General features: G+C 62.7%; 19 protein-coding genes. 5 read left to right on the forward strand and 14 right to left on the reverse strand.

Translation table 11 applies throughout. From position 1 onward, the window contains the following. Positions 1–8: 8 nt before the first annotated feature. The 11 genes from KFF05_06665 to KFF05_06715 form a co-directional block, all read right to left on the reverse strand. Positions 9–1022, reverse strand: coding sequence for a hypothetical protein (locus KFF05_06665; GenBank protein ID UTW53038.1), 1014 nt, complete (start codon positions 1020–1022; stop codon positions 9–11). Positions 1023–1103: 81 nt separating this feature from the next. Continuing rightward, the gene (locus KFF05_06670) at positions 1104–1877 is read right to left on the reverse strand and encodes an ATP-binding cassette domain-containing protein (protein UTW53606.1); all 774 of its coding nucleotides are present in this window, start codon (positions 1875–1877) and stop codon (positions 1104–1106) included. Between the two features lie 7 nt (positions 1878–1884). Further along, entirely contained in the window at positions 1885–2658 is a 774-nt protein-coding gene (locus tag KFF05_06675; GenBank protein UTW53039.1) for an ABC transporter permease, read from the reverse strand. Between the two features lie 5 nt (positions 2659–2663). Beyond that, a complete protein-coding gene (gene alr / locus KFF05_06680; protein ID UTW53040.1) occupies positions 2664–3800 on the reverse strand; it encodes an alanine racemase in 1137 nt (378 codons plus the stop codon). Further along, a complete protein-coding gene (locus tag KFF05_06685; protein ID UTW53607.1) occupies positions 3787–5235 on the reverse strand; it encodes a replicative DNA helicase in 1449 nt (482 codons plus the stop codon). The genes alr and KFF05_06685 overlap by 14 nt, the downstream gene beginning before the upstream one ends. A gap of 300 nt (positions 5236–5535) precedes the next feature. After that, on the reverse strand, positions 5536–6780 hold the full coding sequence (locus tag KFF05_06690) for a class I SAM-dependent methyltransferase (GenBank protein UTW53041.1): 1245 nt from the start codon (positions 6778–6780) through the stop codon (positions 5536–5538). A gap of 200 nt (positions 6781–6980) precedes the next feature. After that, a complete protein-coding gene (gene rplI, locus KFF05_06695) occupies positions 6981–7739 on the reverse strand; it encodes a 50S ribosomal protein L9 (GenBank protein ID UTW53042.1) in 759 nt (252 codons plus the stop codon). Between the two features lie 15 nt (positions 7740–7754). Continuing rightward, positions 7755–8705 carry a DUF2232 domain-containing protein gene (locus KFF05_06700; protein ID UTW53043.1) on the reverse strand — a complete coding sequence of 317 codons (951 nt, stop codon included), beginning with the start codon at positions 8703–8705 and terminating at the stop codon, positions 7755–7757. Between the two features lie 52 nt (positions 8706–8757). Beyond that, on the reverse strand, positions 8758–9018 hold the full coding sequence (gene rpsR / locus KFF05_06705; GenBank protein UTW53044.1) for a 30S ribosomal protein S18: 261 nt from the start codon (positions 9016–9018) through the stop codon (positions 8758–8760). Further along, entirely contained in the window at positions 9015–9464 is a 450-nt protein-coding gene (rpsF, locus tag KFF05_06710) for a 30S ribosomal protein S6 (GenBank protein ID UTW53045.1), read from the reverse strand. Before rpsF ends, rpsR begins: the two co-directional genes overlap by 4 nt. Positions 9465–9638: 174 nt before the next feature. Next, positions 9639–10157 carry a general glycosylation pathway protein gene (locus KFF05_06715; GenBank protein UTW53046.1) on the reverse strand — a complete coding sequence of 173 codons (519 nt, stop codon included), beginning with the start codon at positions 10155–10157 and terminating at the stop codon, positions 9639–9641. 192 nt (positions 10158–10349) lie between these two features. Between KFF05_06715 and fabD the strand changes: the two genes are divergently transcribed. The 5 genes from fabD to mltG all read left to right on the forward strand — a co-directional run bounded on the left by fabD (position 10350) and on the right by mltG (position 14906). Then, positions 10350–11309: an ACP S-malonyltransferase gene (gene fabD, locus KFF05_06720; GenBank protein UTW53047.1), complete on the forward strand. Its 960-nt coding sequence runs from the start codon at positions 10350–10352 to the stop codon at positions 11307–11309. Between the two features lie 42 nt (positions 11310–11351). Further along, a complete protein-coding gene (gene fabG / locus KFF05_06725; protein ID UTW53048.1) occupies positions 11352–12089 on the forward strand; it encodes a 3-oxoacyl-[acyl-carrier-protein] reductase in 738 nt (245 codons plus the stop codon). A 183-nt stretch (positions 12090–12272) separates the two neighbouring features. Beyond that, positions 12273–12506 carry an acyl carrier protein gene (locus tag KFF05_06730; GenBank protein UTW53049.1) on the forward strand — a complete coding sequence of 78 codons (234 nt, stop codon included), beginning with the start codon at positions 12273–12275 and terminating at the stop codon, positions 12504–12506. A 79-nt stretch (positions 12507–12585) separates the two neighbouring features. Then, complete coding sequence (fabF, locus tag KFF05_06735) at positions 12586–13851, forward strand: beta-ketoacyl-ACP synthase II (protein ID UTW53050.1); 1266 nt, start codon at positions 12586–12588, stop codon at positions 13849–13851. 71 nt (positions 13852–13922) lie between these two features. Next, entirely contained in the window at positions 13923–14906 is a 984-nt protein-coding gene (gene mltG, locus KFF05_06740; protein UTW53051.1) for an endolytic transglycosylase MltG, read from the forward strand. Between the two features lie 21 nt (positions 14907–14927). Here mltG and KFF05_06745 read toward each other — a convergent pair whose 3' ends face one another. The 3 genes from KFF05_06745 to KFF05_06755 all read right to left on the reverse strand — a co-directional run bounded on the left by KFF05_06745 (position 14928) and on the right by KFF05_06755 (position 16942). Then, on the reverse strand, positions 14928–15254 hold the full coding sequence (locus KFF05_06745; GenBank protein ID UTW53052.1) for an NIPSNAP family protein: 327 nt from the start codon (positions 15252–15254) through the stop codon (positions 14928–14930). 69 nt (positions 15255–15323) lie between these two features. Continuing rightward, entirely contained in the window at positions 15324–16088 is a 765-nt protein-coding gene (locus KFF05_06750; GenBank protein UTW53053.1) for an SDR family oxidoreductase, read from the reverse strand. A gap of 80 nt (positions 16089–16168) precedes the next feature. Then, a complete protein-coding gene (locus tag KFF05_06755) occupies positions 16169–16942 on the reverse strand; it encodes an SDR family NAD(P)-dependent oxidoreductase (GenBank protein UTW53054.1) in 774 nt (257 codons plus the stop codon). Between the last annotated feature and the right edge of the window lie 3 nt (positions 16943–16945).

The following is a 16945-nucleotide window of genomic DNA, read 5'->3' on the forward strand; positions in this document are numbered from 1 at the left end:
ATGCTGACCTACTTCAGGTATTTTCCAAAGGTGTCCGACGCCCGCCCGCATCGGCTGGCCGGATGGTCTCTTGTATCCATGGGGATCGCCAGGAGAATGCGTGTGACCACAGGGGTTTCGAGCCTGGAATTCAAGATGGGTCCGACACGCCGCGCAACGCCCGCAAGAACCTGTTCGTCGAACACCTCGATATCCTGGAACGCCTTGCTGAGTTCCACGTTCAGGATACTCAGGATATAGGGAAATTGCCGGCATACGTCGGAAACGGCGCGTTCGTCCGTGATGAAGATAAAGGGCATGACGTGGGTCGGGCCGCGCTTCCACTTACCCAAGCTGCGCGGAAGGGTGACGTGACGTAGAACGATCGCCACGGGTGCGATCGTGGTGTCGCGCACCGTCGGGGTAAATGCGGGCAGGGGCATGTCCTGCTGGGATGGCTTGGTCTTTGGCGTGTCCGCGACGTCTTTTTGTGGATCGGCGGGGCCCTGGCCGGCCGCATGCTCTGTGCGGTCAATATTTTCAGTCGTCGGGGCACCGCCGATGGCCAGGGCCGCGATCACACCGATCAACAGGACCGTCAGGACGAGGCCCAGGCCAATGAAGTATTTGGGGTTCTTGAAAAGAAGGTAGATGGTGTTTTGCGCAGATGCCGAACCGGCCGCGCTGCGCCGGTTCTTTCGGCGTTTCTTTCTTTTCTTGTCGGCCAGATAGGCCTGGGCCATTTCCTGCCGCTGAACCTTGATTTGGCGCAGCATGGCGATGGCGGCATCCGATGGGACGGCGCCACCCGATTGGGCCAGCAGGTCGTCAAGTTGCCGGATTAATTGTGCAACCTGAAGCTCGTCGTCATCCCGGGTGAACAACTGCCGGATCACGATCATCATGCAGGCGCGCAGATTTTCCGACGTTTGGGCGGTGCGGATCACCGAAACCAAACCCTGATCGGGGTCTTCGAAGACTTTTTCCCAATCGGTGACGCCGTCCGGCGTTTGCGGAAAGGCCGGTTTGTTCGTCTCAGCCATTTTCATCACATTCTTTTTCAGGTGTGATGCCCATAAGACAGGCAAGCATTCCCCAACCATCTAATTGGGGACGGGAAATTCTCAGGCCCGCACCTGCATCTTGATCGGCCCGTCGACGCGGCCATGGACGAACTGGTCGACGACCGGATTGGCCGCCGCTTCGGCGGAATCCGGGTCACCTGCCCAGACGATCCTGCCCTGGTACAGCATGGCGATGCGGTCGCCGATCTTGCGCGCGGATTCCATGTCATGAGAGATCGACAGTGCGGTCGCCCCGACCTCGCGGTTCACGTGGACGATCAGTTCGGTGATCATGTCGGCCATGATCGGGTCCAGCCCCGTCGTCGGTTCGTCGAAGAAGATGATTTCAGGGTCCGTGGCGATGGCGCGGGCAAGACCCACGCGTTTCTGCATGCCGATGGACAGGTCCGATGGCGAGGCGTCGGCCAGATGCGGCTTGAGGCCGACCAGGGCAAGCTTCTTCAGGGCGATCTCGCGGGCTTCGTCGCGCCCGCATTGCTTCCGCGACAGCAGCCCGAAGGCGACATTTTCCCACACGGGCAGGGAATCGAACAAGGCGCCGCCCTGAAACAGCATGCCGACCTGGCGGTTGACCTGGTCGCGTTCCGAGGTCGAAAGGCCCGTCACTTCACGGCCGTCGATTTTGATGGACCCCGCATCGGGCCGCAGCAGGCCCAGGATGCACTTCAGGGTCACCGACTTGCCCGTGCCCGAACCGCCGATGATGACCACGCTTTCGCCGCGGGCGATGTCCAGATCGATCCCGGTCAGAACCTTCTTGGGCCCGAAGGCCTTGGTCACGCCACGCAATTGGATTTTCGGCTCGGCCATGATGCCCGCCTTACAAGCCGAAGAACGCTTCGGTCAGGATGTAGTTGAAGCAGAGGATAAGGATCGAGGCCGAGACCACGGAATTGGTCGTCGCCGCCCCCACGCCCTGGGCGCCGCCCTTGGAATAATAGCCGTGGTAGCAGCCCATCAATGCCACCAGGAAGCCGAACACCGACGCCTTCACAAGGCCGGAGATGACGTCCAGCGGCTCCAGGAAGTCCCAGGTGTTCTGCAGGTAGATGGCCGGATTGAAGCCCAGCTTATAAACGGCGACCAGGAAGCCACCGAACACGCCGATGATGTCGGCGACGAAAATCAGGATCGGCAGCATGATCACGCCGGCGATGATGCGCGGCACCACCAGATATTTGATGGCGTTAGTGGACAAGGTGGTCAGTGCGTCGATTTGTTCGGTCACCCGCATGGTGCCGATTTCGGCCGCCATGGAAGCCCCAACGCGCCCGGCGATCATCAGGCCACCCAACACGGGGGCCAGTTCGCGGGTCACGGACAGCACGACCACGTTGGCGATGGCGCCCTCGGCCGAGAAGCGGGCGAAGCCGGTATAGCTTTGCAGCGCCAGCACCATGCCCGCGAAGATCGCCGTCAGGCCGACCACGGGCAGGGAGAAATACCCGATCTCGATCATCTGGCGGATCATGATGCGGGGGTAATAGGGGGGCAGGAAGCAATGGGTGACCGCAGTGGTGGCAAACATGATCAACCGCCCTGCGGCGCCGAGAAAGGCCAGGAAGACCCGGCCGATGGCTTGCAGAAGCTTCATCGTGGCTAGGCCGCGCCGCCCGCGTAAACGCGGTGGTATCGATGGCCGAGCGAGGTCAGAATTTCATAGCCGATGGTACCGGCCTGGGCGGCCAGGTCGTCGACCGTGTGATGCTGGCCGATCAGGTCGACCGTCATGCCGGGCCGGCATTGGGCCTCGGGGACGGTTGTCACGTCGATGGTGATGAGATCCATGGATACCCGTCCCACTAGGGGCGCCTCGTAGTCCCCGATATACGCCGTCGCCCGGTTGCCGAGGGAACGGAGATAGCCGTCCGCATAGCCCACGGGCAGGGTCGCGATGCGGGAAGGGCCCGCGATCCGGTGGGTGGCACCGTAGCCAACGGTCTCGGTACTGTCAACGTCCCGAACTTGCAGGATTTTTGCTTTTAGACGAACGACTTGCGCCATGGGATTGGGGCTGCCGGGGGTTGGGTTGACGCCGTAGAGGGCGACCCCCGGACGGGCCAGATCGAAGTGATAATCGGGTCCCAGGAACACGCCTGATGAATTGGCGAAGGACGCCCGTCCCATGGGCAGATGCGTTCGTGCGCTCCGGAACAGGGCAAGCTGCTCTGCATTCTGCGGGCTGTCTTCGTCGGCGGAGGCGAGATGGCTCATCACGGTTTGGATGTCGAGACCGTCGAGCAGGGAGGGGTCGGCTACTACGCGGGCAAATTCATGCCGGTCCAGGCCCAGGCGGCACATGCCGGTATCGACATGCAGGACACAGGGCAGGAGCTGTCCTACCTTGGCGCAGAAGGCGCGCCAGCGCGCGACATCGTCCAGGCAATTGAGGGCGGGGACCAGATTGTGTTCCAGGAACGCTGCTTCGGCCCCTGCATGGGCCCCATTCAGGACATGGATGCGGGCGTCGGCCAAATGCCTGCGCAGGGCCACGCCTTCGTCCGCATGGGCGACGAAAAAGTCGCGGGCCCCTGCCGTCCACAGCGCCGTGGCCGCCGGGCCGATGCCGATGCCATAGGCATCCGCTTTGACCACGGCCGCCGCCGTGGCGCCGTCGGTAAGCCTACTTGAAATGAGTCGGTAATTGGCTTGAAGGGCGGCCAGGTCGACGGTCAATACAGCGCCGGCCAGATGCGCATCGACGCCGCCGGATTGCTGTTCGTCAGTCTTCGCCATGGAAGCGCTGGCGGTAGGGGTGGTCCTTCGACAGGTTGCCGAACCGCGTGAAGGCGCCGTTGAAGTGCATGGGCACGTTGCCGATGGGGCCGTGGCGCTGCTTGGCGACGATCACTTCGGCGACCTGATGGATATCCTGCAAGGCGCCTTCCCAGCGCTCCAGACGTTCGACCAGCTTGCCGTCGTCTTCGTCGGCGCGGCGCGACGGCTTCTTGCGCTCCATGTAATATTCTTCGCGGTAGATGAACATGACCACGTCGGCGTCCTGTTCGATGGAACCCGATTCACGCAAATCGGCGAGCTGCGGACGGGGCGGGTCGCGCTGTTCGACCGTTCGCGACAGCTGCGACAGAGCCAGCACGGGAACTTCCAGTTCCTTGGCCAGGGTCTTCAGGCCCCGGGTGATTTCCGACACTTCCTGGACGCGGCCATCGCTGCGGCTGGTCGAGCTGCCGGACACCAGCTGAAGATAATCGATCACGATCAGGCCCAGGTTATGGCGGCGCTTCAGGCGCCGGGCGCGGGTGCGAAGCGCGCTGACAGTCAACGCCGGGGTGTCGTCGATGAACAGCGGAATGTTGTGCAGGGTGGTCGAGGCACTGACCAGCTTGGTGAACTCGTCGTTCTCCAGAAGTCCCTTGCGGATGCGGTCGGAGCCGATTTCCGCCTGTTCCGAAAGAATACGGCTGGCCAACTGTTCGGCCGACATTTCCAGCGAGAAAAAGCCGACCACGGCCCCCTCGGCTCCCTGGGTGCGGGAATGGTTCCAGGCCACGTTGAAGGCAATGTTGGTGGCCAGGGCTGTTTTACCCATGGAAGGCCGGCCGGCCAGGATGATCAAATCCGATGAATGCAGACCGCCCAGCAGCGCGTCCATGTCGATGAAGTCGGTGGCCACACCGGCCAGCCCGCCGTCGCGTTTGTGGGCCAGTTCGGCGGAATTGATGGCGGCGACGACCGAGGACTTGAAGTCCTGGAACCCACCTTCGTAATTGCCCGAGGTGGCAAGATCGTACAGCGCCTGTTCGGCACGCTCGATCTGGTCCGTCGCGGTCTCGTCGACCTCGCCGCCGTAGGCGCCGTTGACCACGTCCTCGCCCAGGTTGATCAGCTCGCGCCGCAGGTACAGGTCATAGACGATGCGCCCGTATTCGCGGGCGTTGATGACGGTGACGGCGCTGGCGGCAAGGTCGGTCAGATAGGCCGGACCGCCGATTTCCGACAGGGAATTCTCGTTTTCGAAAAACCGTTTCAGGGTCACCGGGTCGGCGATCTGTCCGTGGTCGATCAGCTTTTCCGCCGCCTGATACACCCGGGCGTGCTGTTCGACGGCGAAGTGCTCCGGCTTGAGGAACTCGGCGACCTGCTCATACGCACGATTGTTGACCAGAAGCGCGCCGAGCAGCGCCTTCTCCGCATCCAGGTTGTGCGGCATGGAACGGAACCCCGCCGCCGCGCCATGGTCATGACCACCGCCCGGATCGCCATGGTGGGGCGCGCTGTCGTGGTACGGATCTTCGGGATGCGACAGGGTGTCTTCGGGGGGATCGGTGAGGGTCGTGTTCATGGCTCTGTGGTAATCCAAAGCCCGCGCGACGGGGAGAGGAATAAGGAATCGCAGGGTGGATGAAACCGCATACCCAGCGGTCGGAATGTGAGTATGGGGATGAATTGTGGGTAAATTCAAGGCGGCGGGCCGAATGCCGGGGCAGGCGCGGGCTTGGGCCTTATGGCGTCAGGCGGCGGCGCCGTCGCGGGTTGATGCCTTTTGCCGGCGATTCGCGCGCTTTTCCCATTCGGTAATGTAATCGCGGGTCAGCGGCAGCGCGTCGCGCTTCTTCGTTAGCTGAATCTGGAACACCACGTTGTCCATGTTTCGGAACGAACATTCGCTGGCTGCCAGATAGTACTCCCACATGCGGCAGAAACGCTCGTCATAAAGCGCTTTGGCCTCATTACGCCGCTTGTGGAAGCGGTGGCGCCAGTGTTTCAGGGTTTCGGCGTAGTGCAGGCGCAGGATTTCCACGTCCGTGGTGATCAGGCGTGTTTGTTCGACGCTGCGCATGACCTCGGACAGGGCCGGGACATAGCCGCCGGGGAAGATGTATTTGCGGATCCAGGGGTTGGTTGCGCGTGGAGTTTCCGATCGCCCAATGGTGTGGATCAGCGCCACGCCGTCGTCGGTCAAAAGCTTCTTCACGGTGTTGAAGTATTCCCGGTAATGCGTGATGCCGACATGTTCGAACATGCCGACGGATACGATGCGGTCGAAGGTGCCCGTCTGTTCCCGGTAGTCGCGTAAGTGGAATTCAACCCGGTCGGACAGCCCCGCCTTTTCCGCCCGTTCCCGGGCCACGCCGAGTTGCTCCGTCGACAAGGTCAGGCCCGTGACCTGGGCCCCGAGTTCACCGGCCAGATAGATGCCCAAACCACCCCAACCGCAGCCGATGTCCAGCACCTTCATGCCGGGTCCGATCATCAGCTTGGCCGCCAAGTGGCGCTTTTTGTTCAACTGCGCGGTATCCAGGCTGTCCTGTGGGGTCTGGAAATAGGCGCAGGAATACTGCCGGTCCCGGTCCAGGAACAATTCGTACAACCGGCCGTTGAGGTCGTAATGATGGGCCACGTTCTTCCGTGCCCGTGACGCAGGGTTGTACTGCTGCAAGCGGCGGAAAAGCGTATCCGCGGCGGCGACCCAGGTCATCATCGGGTGTTCCCCGCTGCCATCCATATTGGCGGTGATGAAGTCTAGGAAATCGAAGATCGTGCCGTCCTCGACTGTGAAGGTGCCGTTCATATAAGCCTCGCCCAGGTATAGGCCCGGGTTGAAGAACAGCTTCCAGTGTAGGGACGGGTCGTGGAACCGAATGGTCAGATTGGCGCCGGGGGAACCGGAAAAGACGTGTTCACGTCCGTGGGCGTCGATGGCCGTCAACCTGCCGGTCTGAACGATATGGCGTAGAACATGCGCGAACAACATTTCCACCTCCCCGGGGCAGGAATGTCTGTTCTTACCCCTGGGCGTTTCCCTGAAACGCAAAAGCAACCGTGGGACTTTATAATTGTTCTAAAAAATGCCGACGGAGTCAATCCGTCCTAATCCGTGGTGTCCGGGCACGAAAAAAGGCGGCCCCGGTGGGACCGCCTTCTTTCACCTGTTCCGCCGGATGGGCGGGAGGCTTACTTGTCTTCGTCGGCCTTTTCGGCGTCATCGCCTTCGGCTTCAGCAGCTTCGGCCGCTGCTGCGGCTTCCGCGGCAGCGGCGGCGGCAACGGCGCGGGCTTCGGCATCGGCCTTTTTCTTGGCGGCGGCTTCGGCCTCGTCAGCGGCGTCTTCGGCGGCTTCGGCGACGGCTTCGCCGGCGACGTCTTCCTCGAACACGGCATCGGCCTGGGCTGCAACGGCTTCGGCGGCTTCGGCCGCGATGTCGGCGGCTTCCTTGGCATCATCGCCGACCAGCGCCACGCCGGTATCGGCCTGGACTTGGGCTTCGTCCGGGGTGCGGGCGACGTTGGCGGTGATGGTCACCGTGACTTCCGGGTGCAGGCGCACGATCACGTCATGCAGGCCCAGGGTCTTGATCGGGCGGGCCAGTTCGACCTGGTGGCGGGCGACGGTGAAGCCGGCGGCTTCCAGGGACTCGGCGACGTCGCGGGCGTTGACCGAACCGTACAGTTGCCCGGCTTCGCCGGCCTGACGGATCAGGACGACCTTTTCGCCGTCCATCTTGGTCGAGACGGCTTCCGCTTCCTTGCGGTTTTCCAGGTTCTGGGCTTCGAGCTGCGCCTTCTGGGCCTCGAACACGCGCTTGTTGTCTTCGGTTGCGCGCAGGGCTTTCTTTTGGGGCAGCAGGTAATTGCGGGCAAAGCCGGCCTTGACCTTAACCACGTCGCCCATCTGGCCCAGTTTCTCGATACGTTCCAACAGGATCACGTCCATTGCGATCTCTCCTACTCAATCATCATGCGGCGAGGTGCCGCCTGCGGGGCCGGTTAGCCGGTGGCGAATGCCGCCCCATTGTTCCAGAACGCCGACCGCGGCGGTCACAAGAAGACCGGCCCAACCGACAATGAAAATTAGAAAGTAGACAGCCACCAGGGCCAACGTCCCGTTCCGGACCCGCCGCGCCCAGTGATGGATGACGGCGAGGCCCAACAGGAAGAACGGTACGGCCAGGGCCAAGGTCAAGTTGCGGGCGAGGAACTGGACCTCGCCGCTTGCGACCAGGGACACCAAGGCCGTCCCCACCATGGCCCAGGAAATCCATTCCGGCAGGACCATGTTGGCGTACCGCGGAGTCGGACGCAGGTTGCGCCCCATCCGGGCCAGGAAGGCCTGCGCCACGGCGGCGCTGACCAGGGCCATGATGACCCAGCTCGATCCCAGGGATGCCGGCAGAAGCGGGCCGTAAAGCTCCACCATTTCGTCACGCGCCGCCTGCGGCGTGTTTGGCGACACGGCCGCCAGAACGTCGGTCAGACGGTCGGTAACGATGGTGCTGAGGCCCGTGCCGTTGGCATAGAACACCAGACCCGCCAGAAGCATCATCGTCGCCGCCATACCGGACAGGCCGGCGACGATCGGACCCGGGGCCATCCATTCCGTATGGCCGTCGGGTGCCGTGCGTTGAAGCATCGCCTGCCGGATCACGGTCCAGGCCGGCAGCAGGTGGACCAGGGCGAATACCCCGGCCACCAGCACGCCGCCCAAAGCCGTTGCCGCGACGAAACCGCTGAGCGTCGCCACCGTGCCCGCCGTCGCGCCGAAGGCGAAACCGGCCATATAGATGGGCAGGGCGGCAACATAGAACAGCAACAACCCACGGGGGGCGCCGTTCAGGGCCGGCATGGCCGCCACCAGGCTTAAAAGACCTGCACAGATGGCGATCAGAAACGATTTCGGCATCGGCTTAAGTATCCCTGTTCCGTGCCCCGTTTCCGCGGGGCACGGTTAGCAGTTACTTCACCACGTAGGGAAGCAAGGCAAGGAAGCGGGCTTGTTTGATGGCTTTGGCAAGTTCACGCTGTTTCTTGTTGGAAACGGCAGTGATACGCGAGGGGACGATCTTTCCGCGTTCGGAAATAAAGCGGCCCAGCAGGCGCGTGTCCTTGTAATCGATCTTCGGACCATTCGGCCCGGCGAACGGGCAGCTTTTACGGCGCCGATTGAAGACCGGGCGGGCGCTACGGCCGGCCGGCTTTCCGGTTTCTTCACTCATGCGTCGTCTCCTTTGTCGCGATTGCGACCGGAGTCGCCACCATCGGAATCAGGGCGCGGGCCACGGTCGGGGCGGTCGCCCCGGTCAGGGCGCGGGCCCCGGCGCGGACGTTCGTCGCCGCGGTCCTTGTTCTGGATGATCACGGACGGACCTTCTTCAAGTTCGTCGACGCGCAGGGTCATGTGACGCATGACGTCTTCGTTGATCCGCATCTGGCGCTCCATCTCGGCGACGGCATTGGCCGGCGCGTCGATGTTCATGAGCATGTAGTGGCCCTTGCGGTTCTTCTTGATCCGGTATGCGAGGTTGCGCAGCCCCCAGTATTCTTTCTTCTGGATGCTGCCGCCGCCGCCGGCGATGGCTTTTTCGAAGGTTTCTACCAGACCGTCGACCTGTGCGGACGAAATGTCGGGTCGCGCGATGAACACGCTTTCGTAATAAGGCATATAAGCTCCCTTTGGCTTGTCTCAGCCCCCACCCTGGGGACATAGCCGGTCATCAGAGTTTCCTGACCGACAAGGAGGTCGGGGAATTTGCCCCGAGGCGGCGCACTATACACATTCCCGGAACCGGCGCAAGCGCGCAGAATTCTTGGATTTAGGTGTCAATGAAGGGAGGGATCAGCCCTCCTTTTTCGTCAACTGTGCCGCCTTTGCGTTCAGCCATTGGAACACGCCGAGGCCCAGGGTGATGACGACGGCGGTCAACAGCAGGTACACCGGATAGATCAGGCGCGGAATATCGTTGTCCTTGATCGAGCCGAAGATCAGCACGATGGCCTCCAGGCTGATGGCGATGGTGATGATGGTGAAGAACTTTGTCAGCGTCGCCCGGGCTTCCGATGCGGCGCCCAATTCCCGGTTGCGGAACACCTCTTCGTCCAGCAGGTACTTCGACACGTCGATGACCGCCAACCCCAGAACCGACAGGGCGACGCCGTCCAGCAGGGGCGTGATGATGCCCGTACCGGCATGGAACGCTTTCCAGATCTCGCCAAGGCCATAACCGACAATGCCGATTGAAATTCCCAGCAGGATCAGGGCGACAATGAAATAGATCATTTTTCCGCACATCACGGAAATCCGCACCTGGGCGTCCTCGACGTCGTAACCCTTGGTTTCCTGGGCTTCGTCAGTCACGTTCGGGGTTCCTTATCGATTGGTAGATTTCAGAGCATCTGATATCTTATTCAGTAATTTCAATATTTTAAAGCCGTGGGCGGTGATGTGACCGCGGTGGGGATGGGGGCGCGACCGTGTGCCCTTGACAGGCCGGGGGCGGGGCGGCAATACCTCTCGCCCCAATTCAACGAAGGGAGCACAGTCGCTTTCATGGCACGCGCACTGATTTTTCCGGGGCAGGGGTCCCAGACCGTCGGCATGGGCAAGGACATCCATGATGCCTTCGCCGCCGCCCGCGAGGTCCACCAGGAAGTGGACGAAACCCTGAAACAAAAGCTTTCCAAGATCATGTTCGAGGGACCGGAGGACGAATTGACCCTGACGGCCAACGCCCAGCCCGCGATCATGACCGCGAGCCTGGCCGTCCTCGCCGTGCTGAAATCCGAAGGCGGGTTCGACCTGAAGGCGCAGGCCGGTTTCGTCGCCGGCCATTCGCTCGGCGAATATTCGGCCCTGGCCGCTGCCGGGACGTTCACTCTGGCTGATACGGCGCGGCTGCTTAAGACGCGCGGTACGGAAATGCAGAAGGCCGTGCCCGTGGGGCAGGGCGCCATGGCGGCGCTCATGGGTCTGGAAATGGACGCGGTCGAAAAGGTCTGCGCCGATGCCATGGCCGCCCCCGGCGCCATGGAGGGCGAGGTCTGTCAGGCCGGCAATGACAACGCGCCGGGCCAGATCGTGATTTCCGGTTCCACCGCCGCGGTCGAGCGAGCCTGCGAACTGGCCAAGGAAGCCGGCGCCAAGCGGGCGGTTCTGCTGCCCGTGTCAGCCCCTTTCCATTGCGCCCTGATGCAACCCGCCGCCAATGCCATGGATGAGGCTCTGGGGGCGGTGCAGATCAACGCCCCGGCCGTGCCGGTGATGGCCAATGTCACCGCCGCCCCGGTCGAGGACCCAGGCGAGATCAAGCGCCTTCTGGTCGAACAGGTGACCGGAATGGTGCGATGGCGTGATTGCGTCACGCAGTTGAAGGCCCAAGGCATTGATACCCTGGTCGAAGTCGGCTCGGGCAAGATTCTGGCCGGCCTGGCGCGCCGCATCGACCGCGAGATCACCGTGCAGAATGTCGGCACGCCGGACGAGGTCGAGGCATTCCTGGCCTCGCTGTGACGCAGGCTGAGCTGTATAATTAAAGGGATAGAGGAAACCGCGATGTTCGATCTTACGGGAAAAACCGCCCTGGTCACCGGGGCCTCGGGTGGCATCGGCGGGGCCATCGCCCGCGCCCTGCACGGTGCGGGGGCCACGGTCGGCTTGTCGGGCCGCCGGGTTGATGCGCTGGAACCCTTGGCCAAGGAACTGGGAGATCGCGCCCATGTCCTGCCCGCCGACCTGTCGTCGGCCGAGGGCACGGACAAACTGGTCGCCGACGCCGAATCGGCCATGGGCGGCATCGACATTCTGATCAACAACGCCGGCCTGACCCGCGATACCCTTATGTTGCGCATGAAGGACGAGGACTGGCAGGAGGTCATCGACGTCAACCTGACCGCCGCCTTCCGCCTGTCACGGGCGGTTCTGCGCGGGATGATGAAGAAGCGCCTGGGCCGAATCATCGGCATCACCTCCATCGTCGGGGTCACCGGCAACGCTGGGCAGGTCAATTACGCGGCGTCCAAGGCCGGCATGATCGGCATGTCCAAGTCGCTTGCCCAGGAAGTGGCGGCGCGCGGCGTTACGGTCAACTGCATCGCCCCAGGCTTCATCCAGACGGCGATGACCGATGACCTGACCGACGCCCAGAAAGAGGCTATCATGGGGAGTATTCCCGCGGGACGCATGGGGACCTCGGAAGAGATCGCCGCCGCGGCGCTATACTTGTCGAGTGACGAAGCCGCCTACGTGACGGGCCAGACAATCCACGTCAACGGCGGTATGGCCATGATCTAGGCCAAAATTCCGGTCCTTGCAGGGACGTGAACAATGGTATGTAGAGGTGGCTGGTCAAACGCGTTCGATATGTGATAGGAAGCGGGCGAACTTGGTCCGGGACCCCCGAAATCCCGCCGCCACCGTCAGAATTTCAACCTTTATTTCCTGATCCATCAATAGGGAATCAACAGGGGAATCGATATGAGTGATGTTGCTGAACGCGTAAAGAAGATCGTCCATGACCACCTCGGTGTGGATGAAGCCAAAGTTGTTGAAAACGCGAGCTTTATCGACGATCTGGGCGCGGACAGCCTCGACACGGTGGAGCTGGTCATGGCATTCGAGGAAGAGTTCGGTATCGAGATTCCCGATGACGCCGCCGAGAAGATCCTGACCATCAAGGACGCCGTCACCTTCATCGAATCGCAGCAGTAATTCTGCTTGATTTCGTCCCACCTGCGCCCGTCCCCTTCGGGGGCCCGGGCGTTCGTGCGGCCTGATGAGATAAGCGAACATGAGACGTGTCGTCGTAACCGGACTGGGTATCGTCAATTCCCTCGGCACGGGTGTCGACCTTAACTGGTCACGCCTGCTTGCCGGGCAATCCGGGATTCGTAAGTTCGAAGGTTACGAAGAATACGACCTGCCGGCCAAGATCGGCGGCACCGTGCCTGTGGGCGACGGGTCCGACGGTACCTTCAATGCCGAGGCCTGGGTCCCGACCAAGGACCAGCGCCGGATGGACACGTTCATCATTTACGGCATGGCCGCCGCCATTCAGGCGATCGAGGATTCGGGCTGGAAGCCGGAAGCCGATGAGGACCGTTGGAAGACCGGCGTCCTGATTGGTTCGGGCATCGGTGGCCTGCCGGAAATCGCCGGCGGCGCCATCACCGTGCACGAAGGCCGTGCCCGGCGTCTCAGCCCGTTCTTCATTCCGGCCAGCCTGATCAATCTGGTTTCCGGCCATGTCTCCATCCGCTATGGGCTCAAGGGTCCGAATCACGCGGTGGTCACGGCCTGCTCGACCGGGGCGCACGCCATCGGCGATGCGGCCCGCCTGATCATGTGGGAAGATGCCGACGTGATGGTTGCCGGCGGGGCCGAAGCGGCGATCTGCCCCTTGGGCGTCGCCGGGTTCTGCGCCGCGCGCGCGCTTTCCACGGGCTTCAACGATACCCCGGAAAAGGCGTCCCGACCTTGGGATCAGGACCGTGACGGCTTCGTCATGGGCGATGGTGCCGGTGTTGTCGTGCTTGAGGAACTGGAGCACGCAAAAAAGCGCGGTGCCAAGATTTACGCCGAAATCGTCGGCTACGGGATGTCGGGTGATGCCCACCACATCACCGCCCCGGCGGAAGACGGCGACGGTGCTTTCCGTTGCATGCAGGCGGCCCTCAAGCGGGCCGGCATGAACCCGGAAGACATCGATTACGTGAACGCCCATGGCACCTCGACGCCGCTTGGCGACGAGATCGAACTGGGCGCCATCAAGCGCGTGTTCGGCGATGCGATCAACGGTGTCTCCATGTCGTCGACCAAATCCGCGGTCGGCCATCTCCTGGGGGCTGCGGGTGCAGTCGAAGCGATCTATTCGATCCTCGCCATGAACAACAGCATCGTCCCGCCGACCCTCAACCTGGACAATCCGTCGGAGGCCTGCAAGGGCGTCGATTTGGTGCCGCACACGCCCAAGGAACGCAAGGTGCGCGCGGCGCTTTCCAACTCCTTCGGTTTCGGCGGCACGAACGCTTCTTTGGTGTTCAAGGCCTACAACTGATCCTTTTGATTTTCGCAAAAGCGTCACCGTGCGCCTTCCGGCGCGCTCGGGATTTGCGGTAGTCTGGCGGCATGATCCGCAGACTTACCCTCGCCGTTCTGGTTCTTTGCGTGCTCGCCGCCGGGGCGGCCGGCGGCGGCTGGTTGTGGTTCAGCAAACAGATTTCCCGTGACGGACCCCATGCAATGGACGAGGTCGTGCTGATCCCGCCGGGCAGCCATATTCAGGCCATCGCAACGACGTTGGTTGATCGCGGAATTATTCGCTCAGACCTTTTGTTCCGCCTGGCCAGCCGCCTGGGCAAGGCCGACCGCGCCCTGAAATCCGGTGAATTCCGCATTCCCGCGCGGGCCAGCGTGACCGGCGTGCTCGACGTGCTGACCAGGGGGGAGACGGTGGCCCGCACGTTCACCATTCCCGAAGGACTGACCGTGGCGGATGCTCTTGAGATTGTCGCCAAGGCAGAGGGCCTGATGGGGCCGCTACCGGCTCCACCGGACGAGGGCCGCCTGCTGCCGGAGACCTATCATTACGCCTATTACGACACCAAGGTGCAGGCCGTGCGCCGCATGGAACAGGCGATGGACGCAGCCCTGGCCAAGGCCTGGGCCGGGCGCGACGAGGGCCTGCCACTGAACAGCCCGGGGGAGGCCCTGGTTCTCGCTTCCATCGTCGAAAAGGAAACGGGTGTTAAGGCGGAGCGCGCGCGGGTCGCAGGCGTGTTCCTCAACCGTCTGAAGCGCGGCATGAAACTGCAGTCCGACCCGACGGTGATCTACGGCATTACGGAGGGCAAGGCGCCGCTCGGCCGGGATCTGACCCGTGCCGATTTGGACGCGCCGACGCCCTGGAACACCTATGCCGTTCACGGCTTGCCGCCGACGCCGATCGCCAATCCGGGGCTGGCGGCGATTGACGCCGTGCTGCACCCGGAGGCGACTAAGGATCTCTACTTCGTTGCCGACGGCACGGGTGGCCACGCTTTTGCGGAAACCCTCCAGGGGCACAACCGCAACGTCGCGAAATGGCGGAAGATACAGCGGAACGGAAAGTAGGGGACCGGTCTAAAGCGGAGCTTATTTGACCTTTGAAAAAGCCGTCGGCTTCAGAATGACGTTTTCCAAGGTTGCGACGATGGCGCCGTCTTTTTCCGTTTCGGCCCGTTTGGCGATCCATTCGGGGTCGCTTTGGAAGGCGGTCCACTTCTCATCACGTTCAGCCAGGGATTCCCATTCCAACAGGTAATACAGGTCCTGGTTGGAGGGGCCGATTTCCGTTGTCCAGAATCCCGCCTGACGAATCCCGTGCCGTTCCCAGATCGCCAAAGTGATGGTGTCGAAACGCTTCAGCAACGCGGGCAGGCGTCCCGGAACGCAGTGATAAATTCTCAGTTCGTGGATCATGTCGGCTCCTTTTTTTGTCGGTGCGGAATACTATTTCGGTCTGCGGCAGTTGCCCACCATTTCGATGACCTATTCCTTGCCGCCGTTGATGGTCAGGATGGTGCCCGAGGTATAGGCCGACAGCGGACTGGCGAAGAAAGCGGCCGTATGGGCGACTTCTTCCGGCAAACCGGCGCGACCGAAGGGCAGAGACTTGTGCAATTCGGGCCAGCGTTCGGGGTCGCCGAACTGAGCCTCGGCCTTGGTGCGGGCCAGCATGATCGCGCGTTCGGTCAGGATCGCCCCCGGGTTGATGCCGATCACGCGGATGCCGTCGCCGTGGGCGCCATGGGCCAAGGCCTTGGTGAAGCCCATCAGGGCTGCGTTGCCCGCCGCCCCCGCGATGTAGCCGGGTGGATGGCTTTCGCCCGCATGGCCGATGATGTTGACGATGACGCCCGATTTGCGCGCCGCCATGGTGGGATAGATTTCCCGGCACATGGAAATGAAGCCGTAAACCTTCAGATCCCAGGCCTTGCGCCAGGTTGCGTCGTCGACTTCGGCCAGGGTGCCCGGCGGAATGGCGCCCGCGTTGTTGACCAGAATGTCGATCTCGCCGACTTGGGTGACGACGGATTTGACCGCGGAATCACGCGACAGGTCGGCGGCGATGGTCTCGACATTCACCTGGTTCTTGGCGCGGATGGCCTGGGCCGTGTCCTCAAGGGCCTGGGCATCGCGGGCGACCAGGATCAGGTCGCATCCTTCCTGGGCCAGAACCTCGGCCACGGCCTTGCCGATGCCCTTGCTGCCACCGGTGACCAGGGCGCGCTTGCCCGCAATCTGTAAATCCATGGATGTTCCTCCCAGAACAGGACGTGGTGTCTGATTGCAGGGAACGGCAGGTAAGGGCAGCGGTCAAGCCGCCGTCAGCACTACCATTCCCGCTCGGAAAGTTTGCGGTTCAGGATCGGGTCCGTCCAAGCCGGCGGCAGAGCCGCCAGCAGCCAGACCGCCAGATGCATCTGCCAGGGAAAGACGATGCGGGCATCATCGCGGGCGAGGCCCCGGCGGATAATCGCCGCCGCCTTGTCCGCCGCCATCAGGAACGGCATATCGAACTTATTGGCGTCTGTAATGCGGCTTTCGACCCAGCCGGGGCAAACCACGTTGATGCGCACGCCGGTCTTCAGCCGCTCCCCCCGCAATCCTTCGCCCCAGGTCTTGACCATGGCCTTTGACGCGGAATAGGCCGACGACGTCGGCAGGCCCCGGAACCCGGCGATGGAGGCGATTAGGGCGATCTGGCCGCGGTCTCGCCTGTCCATGGCGGCCAGTGCAGGCAGTACCGTGTTGACCACGCCGTCCACGTTGACCGCGAGGATGCGACGGGTGCGGTCCGGCCCATCGGCCAAGCCCGAGGTCGAATTGGTGATGCCCGCGTTGGCGATGACGAGATCCAGGGGCATTTTTTCGTCGGCTTCTTTGATCCAGGCGGCCATGGCGTCGGCATCGGTCACGTCGATGATCCGCCCTTCCGCAGTCGCCCCCCGCTGGCGGCATTCCTCGGCCACGGCATCAAGCCGCCCCTGATCGCGCCCGGACAGGTATATCGTCGTGCCGTGCCCGGCATAGGCCAAGGCAAGGGCGCGGCCGAGGCCGCTTGAGGCGCCGCTGATGAGAACGGATTTGGGATGGCTGAGGCTCATCCA

The organism is bacterium SCSIO 12827 (assembly GCA_024397995.1).
Classification (GTDB): domain Bacteria; phylum Pseudomonadota; class Alphaproteobacteria; order Rhodospirillales; family Casp-alpha2; genus UBA1479.

What these genes read in the sequence shown, in the direction of transcription:
- KFF05_06685 (UTW53607.1), bottom strand. Translation starts at nt 5,235, where the DNA reads ATGCCGCACAACCTGGATGCGGAGAAGGCGCTGCTCGGCGCGCTTCTG.
- fabG (UTW53048.1), top strand. Translation starts at nt 11,352, where the DNA reads ATGTTCGATCTTACGGGAAAAACCGCCCTGGTCACCGGGGCCTCGGGT.
- KFF05_06730 (UTW53049.1), top strand. Translation starts at nt 12,273, where the DNA reads ATGAGTGATGTTGCTGAACGCGTAAAGAAGATCGTCCATGACCACCTC.
- KFF05_06690 (UTW53041.1), bottom strand. Translation starts at nt 6,780, where the DNA reads ATGTTGTTCGCGCATGTTCTACGCCATATCGTTCAGACCGGCAGGTTG.
- KFF05_06750 (UTW53053.1), bottom strand. Translation starts at nt 16,088, where the DNA reads ATGGATTTACAGATTGCGGGCAAGCGCGCCCTGGTCACCGGTGGCAGC.
- rplI (UTW53042.1), bottom strand. Translation starts at nt 7,739, where the DNA reads ATGGACGTGATCCTGTTGGAACGTATCGAGAAACTGGGCCAGATGGGC.
- fabD (UTW53047.1), top strand. Translation starts at nt 10,350, where the DNA reads ATGGCACGCGCACTGATTTTTCCGGGGCAGGGGTCCCAGACCGTCGGC.
- rpsF (UTW53045.1), bottom strand. Translation starts at nt 9,464, where the DNA reads ATGCCTTATTACGAAAGCGTGTTCATCGCGCGACCCGACATTTCGTCC.
- mltG (UTW53051.1), top strand. Translation starts at nt 13,923, where the DNA reads ATGATCCGCAGACTTACCCTCGCCGTTCTGGTTCTTTGCGTGCTCGCC.
- KFF05_06665 (UTW53038.1), bottom strand. Translation starts at nt 1,022, where the DNA reads ATGGCTGAGACGAACAAACCGGCCTTTCCGCAAACGCCGGACGGCGTC.
- rpsR (UTW53044.1), bottom strand. Translation starts at nt 9,018, where the DNA reads ATGAGTGAAGAAACCGGAAAGCCGGCCGGCCGTAGCGCCCGCCCGGTC.
- KFF05_06745 (UTW53052.1), bottom strand. Translation starts at nt 15,254, where the DNA reads ATGATCCACGAACTGAGAATTTATCACTGCGTTCCGGGACGCCTGCCC.
- KFF05_06755 (UTW53054.1), bottom strand. Translation starts at nt 16,942, where the DNA reads ATGAGCCTCAGCCATCCCAAATCCGTTCTCATCAGCGGCGCCTCAAGC.
- KFF05_06700 (UTW53043.1), bottom strand. Translation starts at nt 8,705, where the DNA reads ATGCCGAAATCGTTTCTGATCGCCATCTGTGCAGGTCTTTTAAGCCTG.
- fabF (UTW53050.1), top strand. Translation starts at nt 12,586, where the DNA reads ATGAGACGTGTCGTCGTAACCGGACTGGGTATCGTCAATTCCCTCGGC.
- alr (UTW53040.1), bottom strand. Translation starts at nt 3,800, where the DNA reads ATGGCGAAGACTGACGAACAGCAATCCGGCGGCGTCGATGCGCATCTG.
- KFF05_06675 (UTW53039.1), bottom strand. Translation starts at nt 2,658, where the DNA reads ATGAAGCTTCTGCAAGCCATCGGCCGGGTCTTCCTGGCCTTTCTCGGC.